Origin of the sequence: Micromonospora sp. NPDC048930, from assembly GCF_043197935.1 — a bacterium.
Classification (GTDB): Bacteria; Actinomycetota; Actinomycetes; order Mycobacteriales; family Micromonosporaceae; genus Micromonospora.
Map to the genome: position 1 here is coordinate 210,522 of NZ_JBICUB010000008.1, position 16,501 is coordinate 227,022.

At 73.1% G+C, this 16,501-nt stretch carries 18 protein-coding genes; 10 read left to right on the plus strand and 8 right to left on the minus strand.

Annotated features, from left to right (window positions below):
* Nucleotides 1-65 precede the first annotated feature (65 nt).
* A complete protein-coding gene (locus tag ACGFI9_RS22465) occupies nt 66-524 on the minus strand; it encodes a hypothetical protein (protein WP_393180564.1) in 459 nt (152 codons plus the stop codon).
* A 261-nt stretch (nt 525-785) separates the two neighbouring features.
* On the opposite strand from ACGFI9_RS22465, the gene ACGFI9_RS22470 reads away from it, so the two are divergent.
* Nucleotides 786-1,280, plus strand: coding sequence for a hypothetical protein (locus ACGFI9_RS22470; protein WP_393180565.1), 495 nt, complete (start codon nt 786-788; stop codon nt 1,278-1,280).
* Nucleotides 1,281-1,350: 70 nt separating this feature from the next.
* Here the strand turns inward: ACGFI9_RS22470 and ACGFI9_RS22475 are convergent, their stop codons facing one another.
* A complete protein-coding gene (locus ACGFI9_RS22475) occupies nt 1,351-3,480 on the minus strand; it encodes a hypothetical protein (protein WP_393180567.1) in 2,130 nt (709 codons plus the stop codon).
* Nucleotides 3,481-3,682: 202 nt separating this feature from the next.
* Between ACGFI9_RS22475 and ACGFI9_RS22480 the strand changes: the two genes are divergently transcribed.
* From ACGFI9_RS22480 to ACGFI9_RS22490, 3 genes are all read left to right on the plus strand, one after another.
* The gene (locus ACGFI9_RS22480; RefSeq protein ID WP_393180569.1) at nt 3,683-4,657 is read left to right on the plus strand and encodes a ParA family protein; all 975 of its coding nucleotides are present in this window, start codon (nt 3,683-3,685) and stop codon (nt 4,655-4,657) included.
* Entirely contained in the window at nt 4,654-5,040 is a 387-nt protein-coding gene (locus ACGFI9_RS22485) for a Rho termination factor N-terminal domain-containing protein (protein ID WP_393180571.1), read from the plus strand. The genes ACGFI9_RS22480 and ACGFI9_RS22485 overlap by 4 nt, the downstream gene beginning before the upstream one ends.
* 363 nt (nt 5,041-5,403) lie before the next feature.
* The gene (locus tag ACGFI9_RS22490; RefSeq protein WP_393180573.1) at nt 5,404-5,943 is read left to right on the plus strand and encodes a DUF1697 domain-containing protein; all 540 of its coding nucleotides are present in this window, start codon (nt 5,404-5,406) and stop codon (nt 5,941-5,943) included.
* A 42-nt stretch (nt 5,944-5,985) separates the two neighbouring features.
* On the opposite strand, the gene ACGFI9_RS22495 is transcribed toward ACGFI9_RS22490, so the two are convergent.
* Both ACGFI9_RS22495 and ACGFI9_RS22500 read right to left on the minus strand, forming a co-directional pair.
* On the minus strand, nt 5,986-6,981 hold the full coding sequence (locus ACGFI9_RS22495; protein ID WP_393180574.1) for an MBL fold metallo-hydrolase: 996 nt from the start codon (nt 6,979-6,981) through the stop codon (nt 5,986-5,988).
* 158 nt (nt 6,982-7,139) lie between these two features.
* On the minus strand, nt 7,140-8,018 hold the full coding sequence (locus ACGFI9_RS22500; protein ID WP_393180576.1) for a serine hydrolase: 879 nt from the start codon (nt 8,016-8,018) through the stop codon (nt 7,140-7,142).
* A gap of 39 nt (nt 8,019-8,057) precedes the next feature.
* Here ACGFI9_RS22500 and ACGFI9_RS22505 point away from each other — a divergent pair, with 39 nt between their 5' ends.
* Together ACGFI9_RS22505 and ACGFI9_RS22510 are read left to right on the plus strand one after the other, a co-directional pair.
* Entirely contained in the window at nt 8,058-9,056 is a 999-nt protein-coding gene (locus ACGFI9_RS22505) for a LysR family transcriptional regulator (protein WP_393180578.1), read from the plus strand.
* Between the two features lie 118 nt (nt 9,057-9,174).
* Entirely contained in the window at nt 9,175-9,867 is a 693-nt protein-coding gene (locus ACGFI9_RS22510) for a hypothetical protein (protein WP_393180580.1), read from the plus strand.
* On the opposite strand, the gene ACGFI9_RS22515 is transcribed toward ACGFI9_RS22510, so the two are convergent.
* Nucleotides 9,864-10,721 carry a helix-turn-helix transcriptional regulator gene (locus ACGFI9_RS22515; RefSeq protein WP_393180582.1) on the minus strand — a complete coding sequence of 286 codons (858 nt, stop codon included), beginning with the start codon at nt 10,719-10,721 and terminating at the stop codon, nt 9,864-9,866. The two genes, ACGFI9_RS22510 and ACGFI9_RS22515, sit on opposite strands and share 4 nt — an antisense overlap.
* 102 nt (nt 10,722-10,823) lie before the next feature.
* On the opposite strand from ACGFI9_RS22515, the gene ACGFI9_RS22520 reads away from it, so the two are divergent.
* Both ACGFI9_RS22520 and ACGFI9_RS22525 read left to right on the plus strand, forming a co-directional pair.
* Nucleotides 10,824-11,573 (plus strand): SDR family oxidoreductase, encoded by a 750-nt coding sequence (locus tag ACGFI9_RS22520; RefSeq protein ID WP_393180584.1) that lies wholly within the window; start codon nt 10,824-10,826, stop codon nt 11,571-11,573.
* Between the two features lie 62 nt (nt 11,574-11,635).
* On the plus strand, nt 11,636-12,619 hold the full coding sequence (locus tag ACGFI9_RS22525) for an aldo/keto reductase (protein WP_393180586.1): 984 nt from the start codon (nt 11,636-11,638) through the stop codon (nt 12,617-12,619).
* Nucleotides 12,620-12,668: 49 nt separating this feature from the next.
* Here the strand turns inward: ACGFI9_RS22525 and ACGFI9_RS22530 are convergent, their stop codons facing one another.
* Nucleotides 12,669-13,169, minus strand: coding sequence for a GNAT family N-acetyltransferase (locus ACGFI9_RS22530; RefSeq protein WP_393180588.1), 501 nt, complete (start codon nt 13,167-13,169; stop codon nt 12,669-12,671).
* Nucleotides 13,170-13,364: 195 nt separating this feature from the next.
* Between ACGFI9_RS22530 and ACGFI9_RS22535 the strand changes: the two genes are divergently transcribed.
* Nucleotides 13,365-13,586 (plus strand): hypothetical protein, encoded by a 222-nt coding sequence (locus ACGFI9_RS22535; RefSeq protein ID WP_265006559.1) that lies wholly within the window; start codon nt 13,365-13,367, stop codon nt 13,584-13,586.
* Nucleotide 13,587: 1 nt separating this feature from the next.
* Nucleotides 13,588-13,908: a GYD domain-containing protein gene (locus tag ACGFI9_RS22540; protein WP_393180590.1), complete on the plus strand. Its 321-nt coding sequence runs from the start codon at nt 13,588-13,590 to the stop codon at nt 13,906-13,908.
* Nucleotides 13,909-13,922: 14 nt separating this feature from the next.
* On the opposite strand, the gene ACGFI9_RS22545 is transcribed toward ACGFI9_RS22540, so the two are convergent.
* Both ACGFI9_RS22545 and ACGFI9_RS22550 read right to left on the minus strand, forming a co-directional pair.
* Complete coding sequence (locus ACGFI9_RS22545) at nt 13,923-14,642, minus strand: GntR family transcriptional regulator (protein WP_393180592.1); 720 nt, start codon at nt 14,640-14,642, stop codon at nt 13,923-13,925.
* Between the two features lie 92 nt (nt 14,643-14,734).
* Entirely contained in the window at nt 14,735-16,501 is a 1,767-nt protein-coding gene (locus tag ACGFI9_RS22550) for a hydantoinase B/oxoprolinase family protein (protein ID WP_393180594.1), read from the minus strand.

A 16,501-nucleotide genomic window follows, 5' to 3' on the forward strand; every position in this document is an offset into this window, starting at 1 on the left:
CATGCCCCCGACCCGGCCACTCCGGCCCGGCGTGTCTGGCTCCACACCGGGACCCGGAGCGGTCGTCAGCTCGCCCGGGGCCAGCGCGGCCGGGTGGCGGGGGGCGCCACCGGCCGACCGGCACCGCCGGGCCGGATGACGGGCCGCACGCCGGGTGCGGCCACCCGGCCGGCCGGGCCGCGCGGGGACTGGGTGGCCGGAGCCGGCGGACGCGCGCCCGACGGCCCGGTCAGCACGAACGGGAAGGGCACGTGCACGAACGGGTTGCCGTGCCGCACCAGCGCGTCGATCTGACGCTCGTTGAGGCCGTGGGCCTCGAGCACCCGCCGCCCCCACCGGTGCAGGCGGCAGGGGTACGAGGCACCGTCGTTGCGGCACTTCGGTCCCGCGGGCCACTCCTCGGCGGCGTGCACCACCACCGCCCGGACCGCGAGCCGGACATCCTCCGGGGTCAGCGGCGCCGGCACCGGCACCTCACCCAGGATCTGATCAATGGGATCCGTCGACTGCTCACCAACTCGCACGGCAGGCCTCCCGCAGCTCGGCAGCGGTACGGCCGACCCGCCGCACCACATCCTCGCCCACTGGTACGGCCCCACGCCGCCAGGAGTTCAATCCCGCCGGGCGGTCACTCCGGGCCGGCCCGTGTCGACCCCGCCGGGCAAGGCCGTGTTCCCGCGCCGTAACGACGTGGTGCGCCCGGTCGCCGAACAACCGGCGGCCGGCAGCGCCGCCGGGTCACTCCTACACTGGGTGGCCCGCCCCCGCCCAGATGGGAAGTCCCCGTGCGTCGCTGGCCCGCCGCCCTGGCCCTGGTCCTGCTGCTCACCGGCTGCGGCGGAAGCGCCCCGTCGACCGAGTTCCCGGCCTGGCAGGAGGCGTCGCCGACGGCGTCCGCCGCGCTGACCATGAAGGAGGCGAAGGGGCGCTACCTGTCGATCGTGGCGCCGTACAACACCGCGCTGGAGGAGCTGCAGGAGGCGTTGCGGGCCGGCAAGCCGTGGCGGACCGTGCGGGATCTGGCGCGTACCGTCGCCACCACCAACGCCGCCCACGCCGAACAGCTGCGCACCACCGCCTGGCCGGCGCAGGTGCGGGCGCCGATCGCGGCGCTGCTCAAGGAGAACGACGTGGCGTTGCGGCACTGGCAGCTGGCCGCCGAGGCGACCGGCGCCCAGGCGCTGATGCGGGAGATCCGCGCCGCCGCCGCGCACGACGGCGGCACCCAGGCCAACCGGGTACGCACCACCCTCGGCCTGCCCGTCTACAAGCAGCCCTGACCCCGGCACTTGCCGCCGGGACGGCGACGGGCCCGCGCCGGCGTGCGGCGCGGGCCCGAAGGGTCTCCGGTTACTTGCTGTTGCCGGTGTTGGTCACCCGGAACGTGTAGTCCGCGTCCAGGAAGGTCAGGTCACCGGTCGGCAGGTTGGAGATCAGGACGGCGAAGTCGTCCTGGTTGCCGTTGGCGCACCTGGTCTGCAGCCCGCTGGCGGTGAACTGGTCGCCGGTGGACCGGTAGACCCAGTTGCCCGCGCCGTCGGTGCTCTCGCCCGGCGAGGTGACGCCCGGGGTGAGGTCGCAGTGGCTGACCACCTGGACCGTCCAGTTGTTGTCCTGCACGCCGGTGGTGGTGAACCAGTTGCCCGCCGCCGAGGTGAGGCCCGCCGCGGCGCCGTTGACCTGGACGTCGTCGACGAACCAGCCGGTGTCCAGGTAGGCGGCGTCGGTCGAGTACCGGAACCGCACGTCCGTCGTGCCGGCCGGCAGGTCGGCGGTGAGGTGCACGTACGCCGGGTCGTCGACGAAGTACCGGCCGCCGGAGGTGCCGGTGAGGCCGTTGCCCTCCTCGTTGTTGCCGTGCGGGTCGTCGCTGGTGGTGACGACCTGGCCGGCGTCGTTGCGCACCGGCACGGTCACCCAGTTGCCGCCGACGAGCGCCTCGACGAAGCCGTAGTCCCAGCCCTCCTCGATGAAGTACCAGCTCCAGAAGTCCAGCGAGGTGACCGTCCCGGAGGTGGCCACGTCGAGAACGTTGTCGTTCTGGCTCTCGTACCCGGCGTACCAGTGGGTGGTGCCGGTGTGCGGCGCGATCACCGTTTCGTCGTCGCCGTCGAAGGCCAGCGCCACGGTCGGCCCGGGGTTGCGGAACCGCTCGACCGACATGCCGAACGGCACGGCGGTGGTGTCGGGGCGGTTCTTCAGCCGCGCCCACTTGGCCTCCGGCGTGGCACCCGTGTAGCTGCCCCGGCCGCCCCAGAACACGTCGTCGGCGATGTCGATGGTCCAGGACGTGTCGGCCGGGTCACCGAAGTTGAACGCCTTGATGTCGTACGTCGGGGAGTTCTCGTCGTCCAGGTAGACCGCCACCGACCAGTCGCGGAACAGGTCGGCCGCGCTGCGCAGGTGCGCGCCGGTCGCCGCGTTGAAGTCGTCGATGGCGTTCTGCACGCCGGCCATGCCGTCCGCCTGCTCCTCGAAGATCATCTTGATGAGCAGGTCACCGGCCTTGCCGTCGTACTGCTTGTCCGGGGTGTAGGTGCCGTCGCCGTTGCCGCCGGCCTGCTCCCACAGGTACTGGAAGTAGGTGAACGAGGCGCCGTAGTTGGCCAGGGTGCCACCCCACCGGGTCAGCGAGGTCTCCTCGTAGAAGACCTGCTCGTTGCTCAGGTGCGAACCACCGGCGTCCAGCCCGTTGAGGAAGATGGCGAAGTCGGCGAGGCCCTCGTCCACCCAGGACAGCTCGCCCGGGTCGCTGTAGTTGTGCAGCAGGTGCTGCAGCTCGTGGGCGACGGTGCCCTCGTACAGCTCCGGGCGGTCGTTGGCCGGGTTGCCGTCGCGCCACGGCGAGTCGTTCGGCCCGACCCGGTTGGCCCAGTCCAGGGCGTCGACCACGATGACGTTCATGCCGTTGCTGTCGATGAAGTCCGGCGCGAAGTAGCCGGCCGTGTACGACGTCTGCGCGCAGTCGTAGTAGGCGTCGTCCTGGATGTTGTAGAGCAGCATCACCAGCGAGTCGCTGGCCGGCTCGTCCGGGTCCGCCGCGTCCATCGGGCCGTAGTGTTCCTCGTCCACGGCGACGATCTGGTTGGCGAGCTTGTCACCGACGTAGTTGATCTGCGCCTGGGTGAGGGTGAACTGCGCCGCCGTGGCGGTGGCGCAGGGGGTGAACCCGTCGCCCGGGTTGTGGTCGAACTGCGGGTCGAGGCTGGCCACGCCGGCCGGCGCGGTGCCGTCGAGCGGCGTTCCCTTCGGCACGTAGATGTAGACCGGGGTGCCGTCCGGTGTGGTGTTGGCGTAGACCCGGGTGAAGTCCTGGTTGTAGGTACCGCCCGCCGCGCTGTCGTTGATCGGCAGCGTGATGGTCGGCTCGCCGGGAAGGTTCTCGTGATCGTTGGCCTGGGCCGGGGCCGAGACCGTGAAGGCGAGCGCCGTCGCGCCCGCCACCGCGGCCGCGATCCGGCTGGGTCGTCTCAATCGCACGCGGATGCCTCCTGTTGACCAGGGGATTGTTAGCTTTAGGCAACCATCTGCGGCGGTGGATTGCGAAGCGGCGAGAGTCCACAAGTGCGGCCCGAACGGGCGTCACCTGCCGACGTACGGACGACTGCCGGGCGCCACCCGGCGATCCCGGGCGGTCCGCCCGGTCCGGTTGCCGCTACCGTTCCCGGTCGGGGAGGTGCCGGTGTACGTCGTATCCGTGATCAATTACAAGGGCGGGGTCGGGAAGACCACGATGACCGCCAACCTGGGGGCCGAGTTGGCCAACCGGGGCATGAAGGTGCTGCTGATCGACCTCGATCCGCAGGCCAGCCTGACGTTCAGCTTCTACGAGCCGGACGACTGGCGGGACCGGCTGCGGGACGAGCGCACGGTGAAGCGCTGGTACGACGGCCTGCGCGGGGACACCCCGAAGGTGGCCCTCGGCGAGCTGGTGGTCACCCCCGGCCCGGCGAACGCGCTGCTCAAGGGCGCGGGGCGGCTGGATCTGATCGCGTCGCACCTCCAGCTCGTCGACATCGACCTGGCCCTGGCCCGGGGCGTGGCCGACGGCGACGAGTACGACGCCGAGCTGTTCCGGGTGCGCGGGTCGCTGGACGAGGGGCTGCACGACCCGGCGCTGGACCCGTACGACCTGGTGCTCATCGACTGCCCACCGAACTTCAACGTGGTCACCCAGTCGGCGATCATCGCCAGCGACCACCTGCTCATCCCGGCGCGGGCGGACTACCTGTCCACCCTCGGCATCGACTACCTGCACGCCAACGTGCGGGAGCTGGTCGACCGGTACAACGCGGACTCCCGCCGGTTCGCGAAGATCCGCCGGCACCACAAGGTGGCCCCGGGCATCGCGGGCGTGGTGTTCACGATGATCCAGCTGATGGCGCAGCGACCGATCGCCACCCAACAGGGCTACATGGACCAGGTACGGGCGCTGGGCGTCCCGGTCCTCCCGACCGCGCTGCGGGAGAGCGTGACCCTGTTCGCCACGAACACCCCGCGCGGGGTGCCGGTGGTGCTGCGGGACCGGATCACCGCCCCACCGGTCCGTGAGGAGCTGCGGCAGATCACCACCGAGTTCCTGGCCGCCCTGCAGCCGGACCCGGCGCCGAAGCCCCGCACCCCCGTCTCCGACGACGCGGTCGGAGCGGACGCATGACCGGCCCGACGCGGGCGGTACTGGCCGTGGTGGCCGAGTTCCTGGCCGGCCTCTCCGCCGCCGAGGTGGCCGCGCTGGCCGAGGGAAGCGCCCGGCTGGCCGTCGTGCCCGCCACCGGCACCGTCCCGGCCGGACGACCCGGCGCAGCAACACCTCCCTCCACGGTGGACGTCGAGCAGGCGCACGCCGCGCTCGTCGCCATGGCGCGGCGCGACGAGGGTACGGCGTACCTTGCGTCCTGGACCGCCCGGGAGCTGCGGGCCCTGGCCGCCCGTGCGGGGCTGCGCGGGGTGGCCGGGCTGCGGAAGGCGGAGCTGATCGACCGGATAGTCGACCGCACCATCGGCTTCCGGCTCGACTCCACCGCCATCCGCCGGCGCTGACCCGGTCCGCTGGCCGGCGACCTCCCGCGAACGAACGCGCTGTCGTGCGGGTCGGTGGCTGGGTCTCGGCTCCCTTTGGAGCTGATGTCGTCAACGACTCATGGCCCCGCTCGGGCCTAGCCGCAGCGACAGGACCCTCCCACGAGCCAACCGTCTGACCTGGGCCCCAGCCCCCGACGCCGGGGCCCGGGCTCCCGCCCGCCGGACCGCCGAGTCGTTGGCGATATCAGCTCCAAAGGCTCCGGCCAGTCGTGCCGCCGCCCCTCCGGCGCGCCCGCTCCGACCCGCCGCCGCGCAGGTCAGCGCGGGACCGGCGGCGGTCCTAGGCTGGCGGTGAGCGTCGTCGAGGCGAGGAGGATCGGCATGGCCCGCTACGCCGCCCTGCTGCGGGGCGTCAACGTCGGCGCCACCCGGCTGGCGATGGCCGACCTGCGGCGCCTCGTCGCCGACCTCGGCCACGAGGACGTGAAGACCTACCTGCAGAGCGGCAACGTGGTCTTCACCAGCCCACCGACGAAGGACGAGATCCTGGCCGAGGGCATCGAGCGAAGGCTCGCCGACGAGCTTGGGCTGCGCGTGCCGGTGCTGGTCCGCGACGGCGGTGAGTTGGCGGCGGTCGCCGACGCCAGCCCGTACGCCGGGAAGCAGGACGACCCGACGCGGGTGCTGGTGGCGTTCCTGTCGGCCAAGCCTGCCGCGGCCAGGGTCAAGGAACTGGCCGTGCCGGCGGGCGAGACCCTCGAGTACGAGGTCATCGGCCGGGAGGTCCACCTGCACTTCCCGGCCGGCGGGTACGGGCGGACGAAGTTCACCAACGCGTACCTGGAGAAGAAGCTGGGCGTGGTGGCGACCACGCGGAACTGGAAGTCGGTGCTGGCCCTGCGCGACCTGACCGCGCGCTGACCGGCGGGGCCCGGCCCCGAGCCCGGGCCCCGCCGGCGCCGGTCAGAAGTGGTAGGCGGTGTGGTACTCGGGCAGCAGCACCCGGCTGCGCGGCGACACCTTGCGCACCGTGGCGATCAGGTCGTCGAGGCGCTTGCGGTCGCTCTCCGCCACGGTCGGCGGGTTCGTCAGCGGGGTCTCGAAGTTGTCCCAGTGCACCGGCACGACCACCTTCGGGTAGTCCAGCGCGGCCATCAGCCGGGGCACGTAGTCGGCGGTCGAGGTGGTCGCGGCGGACGCCACCATCGCCACGTCCGGGGTCAGCCCGGCCAGGTTCCGCTCGTTGAGGTCGCTCGCCCCCATGAAGAACACCGACGGGCCGCCGGCCACCCGGATCTGGTACGCCAGGGTGTCCCCCTCCGGCAGGTCGGAGATCTTCTCCGGCCTGGGCGGCTGGCTGACCCGTACGCCGGGGAAGGCCATCGACCACGCGGCGTTGCGGCTGTGCAGGGAGCTGACCACCTCGACCGTGTAGTCACCGAAGTCGAGCACCTCGCCGCCCTTGACCGGGGCGAGCTTGCCGGACGGCAGCCCGTACGCCAGCCCGAGGTGGTACGCGGTGAGCGTGCCGATGACCCGCGCGCCGGTGCGGCCGGCGATGTGGGGCACGTCGTTGAAGTGGTCCCAGTGGGTGTGCGTGACCAGGATGTTCTCGGCCCGGTCCACGAGCGGGTCGATGACCTCGGTGTCGACGGTCAACGGGGTGTCGGCGTTGAACTTCCCCGTGAACAGCCCGGTGTCGTAGCGGCTCAGGTAGGGATCGACCAGGACGGTCCGGTCGCCGATGTCGATCCGCCAGCCGGACGTACCCCACCAGCGGAAACTGACCGCGCCGGAGCGTCGGGCCCCGGCGGCGGCGACCGGCGCGGTGGCCGCCGGGGCGGCCTGGGCCGGGGCGGCCAGGGCGCCGGCGCCGAGGCCGGCGGCCGAGACGGCGGCGGTGCCGACCGCGGCGTCGCGCAGGAAGCGCCGGCGGTCGTACGGACGGTTGTCGGACATGCTTCGTCCTCCCCCGTTGGGATGGGTGATCGGTACGCCGCCCACCCCACCACCGCCCGACCCGCCCTGTCCAAGATCGACCGGCGGCACGGTCGATATGCGGCCGGATATCACCGCAGGTCAGGGCGGTACCCGGGCCGCTGTTCCAGTGACGAAGTTCAGCGCAGCGCCTCGACTGCGGTGCGCGCCGCCTCGCCCAGGGCCAGGTCCACGTCGATCCGCCGCACGCTCAGCCGCTCGGTGCGGCCGAACACCAGGACGGCGTACCGGCCGCCGTCGGGGTACTCGGCGACCCCGGCCTCCAGGTGCAGGCCGGGCAGGTTGCCGGTCTTGCCGGCCACCCGGACGCCGGGCGGGAACCCGGCGGCCAGCCGGGTCCAGAACAGCTGTCGGCCCATCAGCTCGCGCACCATCGCGCAGGCGGCCGGCGGGCCGGCCTCGTCCCGCCAGATCAGCCGCAGCAGCCGGGTGATCTCGCGGGCGGTGCTGGACGTGGTGTGCGCGGGGTCGAAGACCCGCATGGCCCGGACCCGCTCGGCCGTCAGGGTCGGGAAGATCCGGGCGAAGTCCGCCTCGCTGCGCGCGCCCACGTCGGCGAGCATCAGCTCGACGAGGTGTCGGGGGCCGCCGAGGATCCGGGTACGCGGCAGGTCCAACTCGGCGGCGAGCATCGACGGCACGTCCGGGCCGACCCGGCGCAGCAGCAGGTCCGCAGCCGTGTTGTCGCTGACCGACATGGTGAAGTACGCCAGGTCGCGCAGGGAGACCTCGACGTCGTCGGCGCAGCCGGCCACGCCCCAGCCGCCGAGCCGGTCGTCGGCGCGTACCAGCACCCGCTCGGCCGGGTCGAGCTGCCCGGCGACGACCTGCCGCGCGAACTCCAGCACCAGCAGGATCTTGAAGACCGACGCGATGACGATCTGCTCGTCCGCCCGGACGGCGACCTCCCGCCCCGGCTCGTCCACGTCCACCGCGTGCAGGCAGCCGCTGAGCCCCACCCGTCCGAAGATCTCGTCGACCCGCTCCCCCACGTCCACCCCGACACGCTAACCAAGGGCGCGGGTTAGGGTGCCGGGGTGGATCTGCTGCGGCATCTGCGGCACTTCGTGGTGGTCGCCCGGGAGCTGCACTTCGGGCGGGCTGCCGAGGTGCTGGGGATGGCACAGCCGCCGCTGAGCCAGTCGATCCAGCGGCTGGAGCGCGAGCTGGGCGTGGCCCTCTTCGACCGTGCGCAGCGGCAGGTCCGGCTCACCACCGCCGGCCAGCTCCTGCTCGGCGAGGCCGACGACCTGCTGGCCGGGGAGCGCCGGCTGCGCAACATGGTCGACCAGGTACGCCGCGGCGCGCTGGGCGTGCTGCGCGCCGGCGTACCGCCGGAGACCCCGGCGGTGATCCTGCGCGCGCTGCTCGACGGGCTCGCCGCCCGGGCGCCCGGGCTCGACCTGGACCTGCATGAGCTGACCAGCGCGGAGCAGGTACGCATGCTCGCCGAGGGGCGGCTGGACGTCGGCCTGCTGCACCAGCCGGTGGCGGAGGAGGACGGGCTGCGCTTCGGGCCCGCGGTGGACGTACCGGTGGGGGTGCTGCTGCCCCGGGCCGCGCCGCTGGCCCGGGCCCGGCAGATCGAGCTGGCCGACCTGGCCGGGCTGGACCTGATCACCGCGCCCCCGGCGACCGCGCCGGGTTGGCACGACCACCTGCTGGCGGTCTGCCGGGAGCACGGCTTCGCGCCGGCCCGGGTCCGGCCCGCCCGCAACCCGGAGTTCCTGTTCGGGCTGCTGCTGGCCGGCGGGGCGGTGGCCGTCGAGCCGGAGGCGGTGGCCCGCCGGGAGCCGCGGATCGCCTGGCGGCCGATCGTCGGGGCGCCGCTGGTGAAGCGCACCTGTGCGGCCTGGCCGGACCGGGCCGCGCACCCGGCCGCTCCGATGTTCGGGCAGCTGGCGGCGGAGGTGCTGGGCGTCACCGAGCCGCCGCCGGGTCCGCCGACGATCGCCTCGGCCGCCCGGCCGTGGCCGGTCCTCTTCCAGGCGGGCGCGGTTGGCGAAGACCACCCGGTCGACGCCGTGAGGAAGTGACCCGATCGGGTAGGAACGTGCCGAGCTGAGCCGGGTGTAACGAGGCCCGGCCGTACGACGCCTGCAAGAGGGGGCCCGGTGGGTCCCCTCTTCGCGTACGGAAGGACCGCCTCGCCGGATGATGCGCCGCCCGCTGGCCCTGCTGTCGTTGCTGATCACCACCACCGTCGCCGCCTGCGGCACCGGCACCGCTCCGCAGGCCGCCCGCTGGAACGCACCGCCGACACCCACGGTGACGCCGCCGCCCCCGCTGAAGCCCGCGCCGACGACGGCCGCCCAGGTACGCAGCCGGGTGAAGACCGCGATGCTCGACCTGGACGCCGAGTTCCACCCGGAGACGGCCGAGTACACCGAGGAGAACAGCGAGGCGTGGAAGCTGATCTCGCTGTGCCGGGACGCCCTGCCCTCGGACCGCCGGCGCACCGCCTACCGGGAGCGGGTCTGGGACGGCGAGACGATCTGGATCCGGCAGTACGTGGTCGGCTACCTCAAGGTCTCCGGCCGCAAGCTCGCCGACGAACTGCGGGGCGTCCTGAAGACCTGCACGAAGTACACGGTGCCGGGCGACGGGCGCACGTCGGTGATCGTGCGGCCGTCGCCGCCTCCGGTGGCCAACGGACCGGACGTGATCACCTTCTGCGAGAAGCTGATCGGGCAGAGCACCCGCCACCAGTGCACGCTGCTGCTGGCCCGCGGGAACTTCGTGCTCGAGGTGGACGTGGCGGGCAAGGACGGCGAGCTGGCGGCGGCCACCGAACTGCTCACGAAGATCGCGCCGCTCGCGACCACCGCCCTCGAACAGGCCGCCTAGGCGGGCTGCCCGTTCGGCGCCGGGACCGGGCGGTCGGCGACGCGGCGGAACGCGGCCTGGGTCGGTGAGCCCGGCTCGGGGACGTAGACGATCAGCCGCTGGTCGGTCTCCGGCACGTTCAGCACCCGGCACTCGAACTCCAGCGGACCCAACTCCGGGTGGACGACCCGCTTGACCGTCGGCCGGCGCTCCCCCACCTCGTGCTCGGCCCAGAGCGCGGCGAACCGCGGCGACATCCCGAGCAGCTCGGTGACCAGCGCGGCGAGCGCCGGGTCGGCCGGGTAGCGCCCGTACGCGGCGCGCAGGTCGGCCACGGTGGTGCGGGCGAAGGCCAGCGCCTCCGGGTCGTTCCAGTACGACTCGTCCACCGCCGCGCCGAACATCCAGCGGACCATGCTGCGGTCGTCGGTCGGCAGCGCGGACAGGTCACCGACGAACCAGCCGGCCAGCCGGTTCCAGGCCAGCACGTGGTACGCGGCGTCGACCAGGTACGCCGGCGTCTCGGTCATCGCGTCCAGCAGGTGCCGCAGCCCCACCGGCACCTCCCGGCTCGGCCCGGTGGCCTCCGGCGGGCTCTCCCCGGCGATCCGGAACAGGTACGCCCGTTCGTCCCGGCTGAGCAGCAGCGCCCGGGCCAGGGCGGCGAGCACCTGTCGGGACGGATGCGGCCCCCGGCCCTGCTCGATGCGGATGTAGTAGTCGATGGAGATGCCGGCGAGCTGGGCGACCTCCTGGCGGCGCAGGCCGGGCGTGCGGCGGCGTACCCCCTCGGGAAGGCCGACCTCGGCGGGGCGCAACCGGGCGCGCCGGGCGCGCAGGAAGTCGGCCAGCTCGGCGCGGCGCAGCGTGGTCATGCCTCCAGCCTGCCGCAACCCCGACCGTCGCGGGTGGTACCGCCGGTACCAGCCTCGACGGGTCTCTCCCGCAGCGCCCGCGGCGGCGGCAGCCTCGACGGCATGACGACGATGGTCGCCCTGGTCACCGGGGCCAACAAGGGAATCGGCCTGGCCACGGCCCGGCAGCTCGGCGCGCGCGGGATGACCGTGCTGCTCGGCGCGCGGGACGCCGGGCGGGGCCGGGAGGCGGAGCGCGCGCTGCGCGCCGAGGGGGTGGACGCGCGGTTCGTGCCGCTGGACGTCACCGACGAGGCGTCGGCCGCCGCCGTGGCCGAGCTGGTCGAGCGGGAGTACGGGCGCCTGGACGTGCTGGTCAACAACGCCGGCATCGTCCGGGCCGACGGCGCGGGGCTGCCCAGCGACACCACGCTGGCCACCCTGCGGCAGGTGTACGAGACGAACGTGTTCGGGGTGGTGGCGGTGACGAACGCGCTGCTGCCGCTGCTGCGCAAGGCGCCGGCCGCGCGGATCGTGAACGTGTCCAGCGAGGTCGGCTCGATCGCGGTGATGACGGACCCGCAGGGCGCCCTGTTCGAGTTGACCTCGATCCCGTACCCGTCCTCGAAGGCGGCGCTCAACATGGTCACCGCGATGTACGCCAAGGAACTGGGGGACACCCCGATCAAGGTGAACGCGGCCAACCCCGGCTACTGCGCCACCGACCTCAACCACCACAGCGGCTTCCGTACCGCCGAGGAGGGCGCCGAGGTGAGCGTGCACCTGGCGACGCTGCCGGAGGACGGGCCGAGCGGGCTGCTCTGGGGCTACCAGATGGACGCGGGCGGCGGCTACGGCGTGCTGCCCTGGTGAGGCTTGACTTCGCGTGCGCTCGAAGGTCGAGGGTGGTCGGTGAGTCGTCATCGGGAGGACCCATGAGATACCGCACCATCGGCACCGACCCGGCCACCCGCCGGGAGGTCAGCGTGCTCAGCCTCGGCGCGATGCTCTTCGGCACCGCCACCGACGAGGCCACCTCGTACGCCATCCTCGACCGGTACGTGGAGGCCGGCGGCACCTTCATCGACACCTCGGACAACTACGCGTTCTGGCAGAACGGGGGCCAGGGCGGGGAGAGCGAGGAGTTGCTCGGTCGGTGGCGGCGCAGCCGCGGCGTCGGCAGCGAGGTCGTCATCGCCACCAAGCTGGGTGCCCGCCCGCTCGCCCCCGGGACGAGCTATGTGGACAACCCGGAGGGGCTGTCGGCGAAGGTGATCCGCGAGGCGGCCGAGCGCAGCCGGGAACGGCTCGGTGTGGAGAAGCTGGACCTGCTGTACGCGCACATCGAGGACCGGACGGTCCCGCTGCGGGAGACCGTGGAGGGCTTCGCGGAGCTGGTCGCCGAGGGCACGGTCGGCCTGCTGGGCGCGAGCAACCACCGTGCCTGGCGGGTCGAGCGGGCCCGGGCGATCGCCGCCGAGGCCGGGCTGCCCGGGTACGAGGTGCTCCAGTACCACCGCAGCTACCTGCCCCGCCGGCTGGACCTGCCGGGCGAGCTGGACCCGGACGGCGATCTCGGCTTCGTCGGCCCGGATCTGGCCAGCTACCTGCGGGCCGAGCCGCAGCTCACCCTGGTCGCGTACTCACCGCTGCTCAAGGGCGCGTACGCACGGCCGGAGCGGCTGGGCGCCGAGTACGAGCTGCCGAGCACTCCGGCCCGGCTGGAGGCGCTGCGCGCGGTGGCGGCGGAGACCGGCGCGACGGTCAACCAGGTGGTGCTGGCCTGGCTGCTGGGCGGGGACGTGCCGACGATCCCGCTGGTCGGCTTCTCCTCGGTGGCGCAGCTCGACGAGAGCCTCGCCGCGGTCGACCTGACGCTCAGCGCCGAGCAGCGGGCCCGGCTCGACGCGGCGGGCTGAGCCTGCCCGGTCACGGCGCGACGGCAGGGTGGCCGGCGCGCCGTGACCGTTACCTCGCCAGCTCGATCCGCCAGTCGTTGGAACGCATCAGGTGCCCGGGCGGGTACTCGAACTCGGTCTCGCCGAGCAGCGTGAAGCCCGCCTTGCGGCAGACCGCGTTCGACGCCGGGTTGTCCACCGACGGGTAGGCGTGGGCGAAGCGCCGATCGCCGTGCGCCGCGGCCTCCGCGATCACCGCGCGCACCGCCGCGGTGGCCAGGCCCCGCCCCTGGTACGCGGGCAGGATCGCCCAGCCCATCTCGTAGACCGGCTCGCCGCGCCACTCGCGGGGCCAGTAGCCGACACTGCCAACCTTCTCCCCCTCGGGCAGCACCACCGTGTACATGTACCCGCTGCGCGGGCCGGGGCCGCGCAGGTACCGCTCGTGCCGGGCGAGCACCTGCTCGTCGGTCTCCGGCCCGCCGGTGTGCTCCCGTACCTCGTGGGTGTTGAGCTGCCGCAGCAGCTCCAGGTCGTCGCTGCTCCAGCGGGCGATCCGCACCTCGGTCACGCCATCCCTCCCTCGCTCCGGCGCTGATTGAAGCAGCCGCCACCGACAGCCGGGCCGCCCCGCCACCCCACGGACATTGAGGTCAGCCGCTCCCGCCGCCGGTGCTGCGCAGGTTGCCGCGTCCGTCGGGTTTCCGGCGTGGTCCAGCCGGCCCTGGGCATGACTAGCCGCCGCCGCAGCGGGTACGCGCGGCCCATGGGTAGCCACAAGCAGAACAAGCACGATCCGGGCGGCGAGTCGGCGCGTGCGGGGCGGCACTCGGGCAGCGGTGCCCGGGGCCGGCAGGGCTCCGAGGTCGAGCACTCGCCGCAGCGCCGGCACCTGCGCGCGGCGACCGGGACGTCGGGCAGCGAACGCGACCAGGGGCGGGCCAGGGTCGAGGGCGCGCAGCGGGTGCAACGGCAGGGGAATCGGTGACGTGCCCACGTTCCTGCTGAAGTCGACCTACACCGCCGAGGGGCTCAACGGGCTGATCCGGGACGGCGGCACCAAACGCGCCGAGGTCGTCCGGGCCCTGGTGGAGAACGCCGGCGGTCAGCTGACGTCATTTCACTTCGCCTTCGCCGAGGAGGACACCTACGTGCTGTGCGAGCTGCCCGACCACCGGGCCGCCGCCGCGCTGGCGATCTCGATCGGCGGGGCGCGGGGGCTGCGGGTGCAGGTCACGCCGCTGCTGAGCCCGGCCGAGGTGGACGAGGCGGCCCAGATGCCGACGGGCTACACGCCCCCGGGTGCCTGACGCCGCCGCGCCGGTCAGCGACCCTTCGCCATGGCCACCGCGGACGGCAGCGTGAAGGGCGCGTGCCGCTCGGCGGTCATCAGGGCCATCGCGGTGCCGGCGATGTGGTCCACGAGCAGTTCCCGGGCCAACTGGCGGTCGCCCGAAGCGCAGGCGGCCACGATCTCCCGGTGCTCGGCCAGCTTGGCGGCGACGAACTCGCGGTCGGGCTCGTACTGAACGAAGAAGCGCTGGTAGCGCTCGGCGTGGTCGGCGAGCTGTTCGAGGTGTTCGGCCAGCCGCGGCCCGGCGCCGATGCGCAGGCCGGCATGGAACCGCCGGTGTGCCTCGGCGTCCCCGGCCGCGGTCAGGACGGCGTCCTGCTCCAGCCGCTCGATGTCGGCCGCGCGGAGCATCGGCACGGTCAGCCAGATCGCCAGCCCCTCGCCCATGACCCGCAGGGAGTAGAGCTCGTCGAGGTCGGCCGGGCTCAGCGAGCTGACCCTGGTCGACCGGTAGGGGCCGGTGTCGACGACGAGGCGCTCCCGCTCCAGCAGACGCAACGCCTCCCGGAGCGGGGTGCGGCTCACGGCGAGCCGCCGGCTCAGCTCCGGTTGGGAGATCTCCGCGCCGGGCTGGAGCTCGCCGTCGAGGATGAGCCGCCGCAGGGCGTCGTAGACCGAACGCGTCCCGGCACCGGACGCCGCCCGGTCCTCGGCGGTCGCCGCACCACCCGGGCCATTCACCGAACCCACGAGTCGGGCACCTCCCCGGACGACGCAACCCAGCGTGATCGATTGTACGCACCTCCCATGTCCGTGAATACATCGAGGTAGTGCGATTCGGGTCAACCGCCGGAAGCCGGGCCCTCCGAGCCCTCGGCAGCACGAAGGGCTTCGGTCGCCACCCGGTCCACCGTGACTCCCCCGTCACCGTCGTCGACCACGGCGACGCCGTACGCGGACCGGGCGGCGGCCACCGAGACGTAACCGGCCCGGACGTCCGCGAGGACCTCCTCGACCGGGCGCCGGTACGGGGACCCGAACCCGCCACCGCCGCCCAGTTCCACGACGTGGCTGTCCTCGGCGGCCAGCGCGAAGGCGGTCACCTTGCCGTTGTCGAACCGGACCGTCTCGCCGTCGGCCCGCTCGACCCACACCCGGTTCGGGGCGGCGTCCCCGCCGCCGGCCAGCCCCCACGGCGCGCACACGGTGCGCTCGATCCAGGTGTCCAGGTGCGCGGGCGTACGCAGGCGCACCCGCAGCCGCGTGCCCAGGCCGCCCCGGTGCCGTCCGGGGCCGCCGGAGTCCTGGCGCAGGGCGTACTCGTCGACCGTCACCATCGGGTACTTGACCTCGAGCACCTCGACCGGCGCGTTGTGGGTGTCACCGTCGTTGACGCAGATCGTGGCGTTCTGGCCGTCGGCCCGCGAGGTGGCGCCCCACCCGCCGCCCTGCGGCCCGCCGACGAACTGGAAGAACCGGCCGGTCCGCTGGTCGACGCCGTACGTGTGGGTCATGCCGAGTTCGGCGTGGTGCCCCGCGACGCAGGCGTCGGGCAGCACCTCGGCCATCGCCCGGAAGACGCAGTCGACCAGCGTCATCGGGTACGTCATCCACCACCGCATGGCCGCCGGCTTGGTGGCGCTGACCACGGTGCCCGGCGGCAGGATCACCTCGAGCGGGCGCAGCGAGCCCTCGTTGATGGGGAACTCCCGCGGCGAGGTGAGGCACTTGAACGCGACCTGCGCCGCGGACCGGCCGGCGGTGGCGCCGGAGTTGAAATAGCCGGCGACCTGGGGGCTCATCCCGCTGAGGTCCACGGTGAAGGTGTCGCCCCGGACGAGCACCCGGACGCGTACCGGGACGCGGCGTCCAGGGTTGACGCCGTCGTCGTCCATGTACGCCTCGGCCGCGTACTCCCCGTCGGGGATGCGGGCGACCGCCCGGCGGGCCAGTTCCTCGCTGCGGCGGAACAGGTCGGCGATGCTCGCCTTCACCGCGGCGACGCCGTAGCGGGCGAGCATGGCCCGCACCCGGGTCTCGCCGGTGCGGATGGCGGCGATCTGCGCCCGGAGGTCGCCCATGGCGAGGTCGGCGAAGCGGACGTTGGTGGCGATCAGCCGGGTGAGCTCGTCGTCCTGGACGCCCTCCTTGAAGATCTTCAGGATCGGGACCTGGAGGCCCTCGGCGTAGATGTCCGTGGTGGTGCCGCCGAGCACGCCGCCCACGTCGATCCAGTGCGCCATCGACGAGGCGAAGGCGACCAGTTCGCCGTCGTGGAAGATCGGCAGCGTGAAGATCATGTGGTTGAGGTGGCTGCCCACGATGTAGGCGTCGTTGGTCAGCAGGACGTCGCCGGGCCTCATGCCGTCCGGCCCGTAGAAGGCCAGCTTGGCCTTGATGGCGTCGGAGAGGCCGCCCATGAACATCGGCAGGCCGAGCCCGATCGAGATGGGGTCGCCGGCGGCGTCGAACAGCCCGACGGTGAAGTCCTGGGCCTCGTAGATGATGAGGTTGTAGGCGGTCCGCATGAGGTTCGTCTTCATCTCCTCGGTGATGGAGACGAAGCCGGCGCGGATGATCTCCGCGGTGATCGGGTCGACGTCGGGCAT

Coding starts and splice junctions, on each gene's coding strand:
- ACGFI9_RS22490 (WP_393180573.1), top strand. CDS start 5,404: ATGGCCCGCTACGCCGCCCTGCTGCGGGGCGTCAACGTCGGCGCCACC.
- ACGFI9_RS22535 (WP_265006559.1), top strand. CDS start 13,365: ATGGGTAGCCACAAGCAGAACAAGCACGATCCGGGCGGCGAGTCGGCG.
- ACGFI9_RS22550 (WP_393180594.1), bottom strand. CDS start 16,501: ATGCCCGACGTCGACCCGATCACCGCGGAGATCATCCGCGCCGGCTTC.
- ACGFI9_RS22495 (WP_393180574.1), bottom strand. CDS start 6,981: ATGTCCGACAACCGTCCGTACGACCGCCGGCGCTTCCTGCGCGACGCC.
- ACGFI9_RS22485 (WP_393180571.1), top strand. CDS start 4,654: ATGACCGGCCCGACGCGGGCGGTACTGGCCGTGGTGGCCGAGTTCCTG.
- ACGFI9_RS22510 (WP_393180580.1), top strand. CDS start 9,175: ATGATGCGCCGCCCGCTGGCCCTGCTGTCGTTGCTGATCACCACCACC.
- ACGFI9_RS22520 (WP_393180584.1), top strand. CDS start 10,824: ATGACGACGATGGTCGCCCTGGTCACCGGGGCCAACAAGGGAATCGGC.
- ACGFI9_RS22525 (WP_393180586.1), top strand. CDS start 11,636: ATGAGATACCGCACCATCGGCACCGACCCGGCCACCCGCCGGGAGGTC.
- ACGFI9_RS22515 (WP_393180582.1), bottom strand. CDS start 10,721: ATGACCACGCTGCGCCGCGCCGAGCTGGCCGACTTCCTGCGCGCCCGG.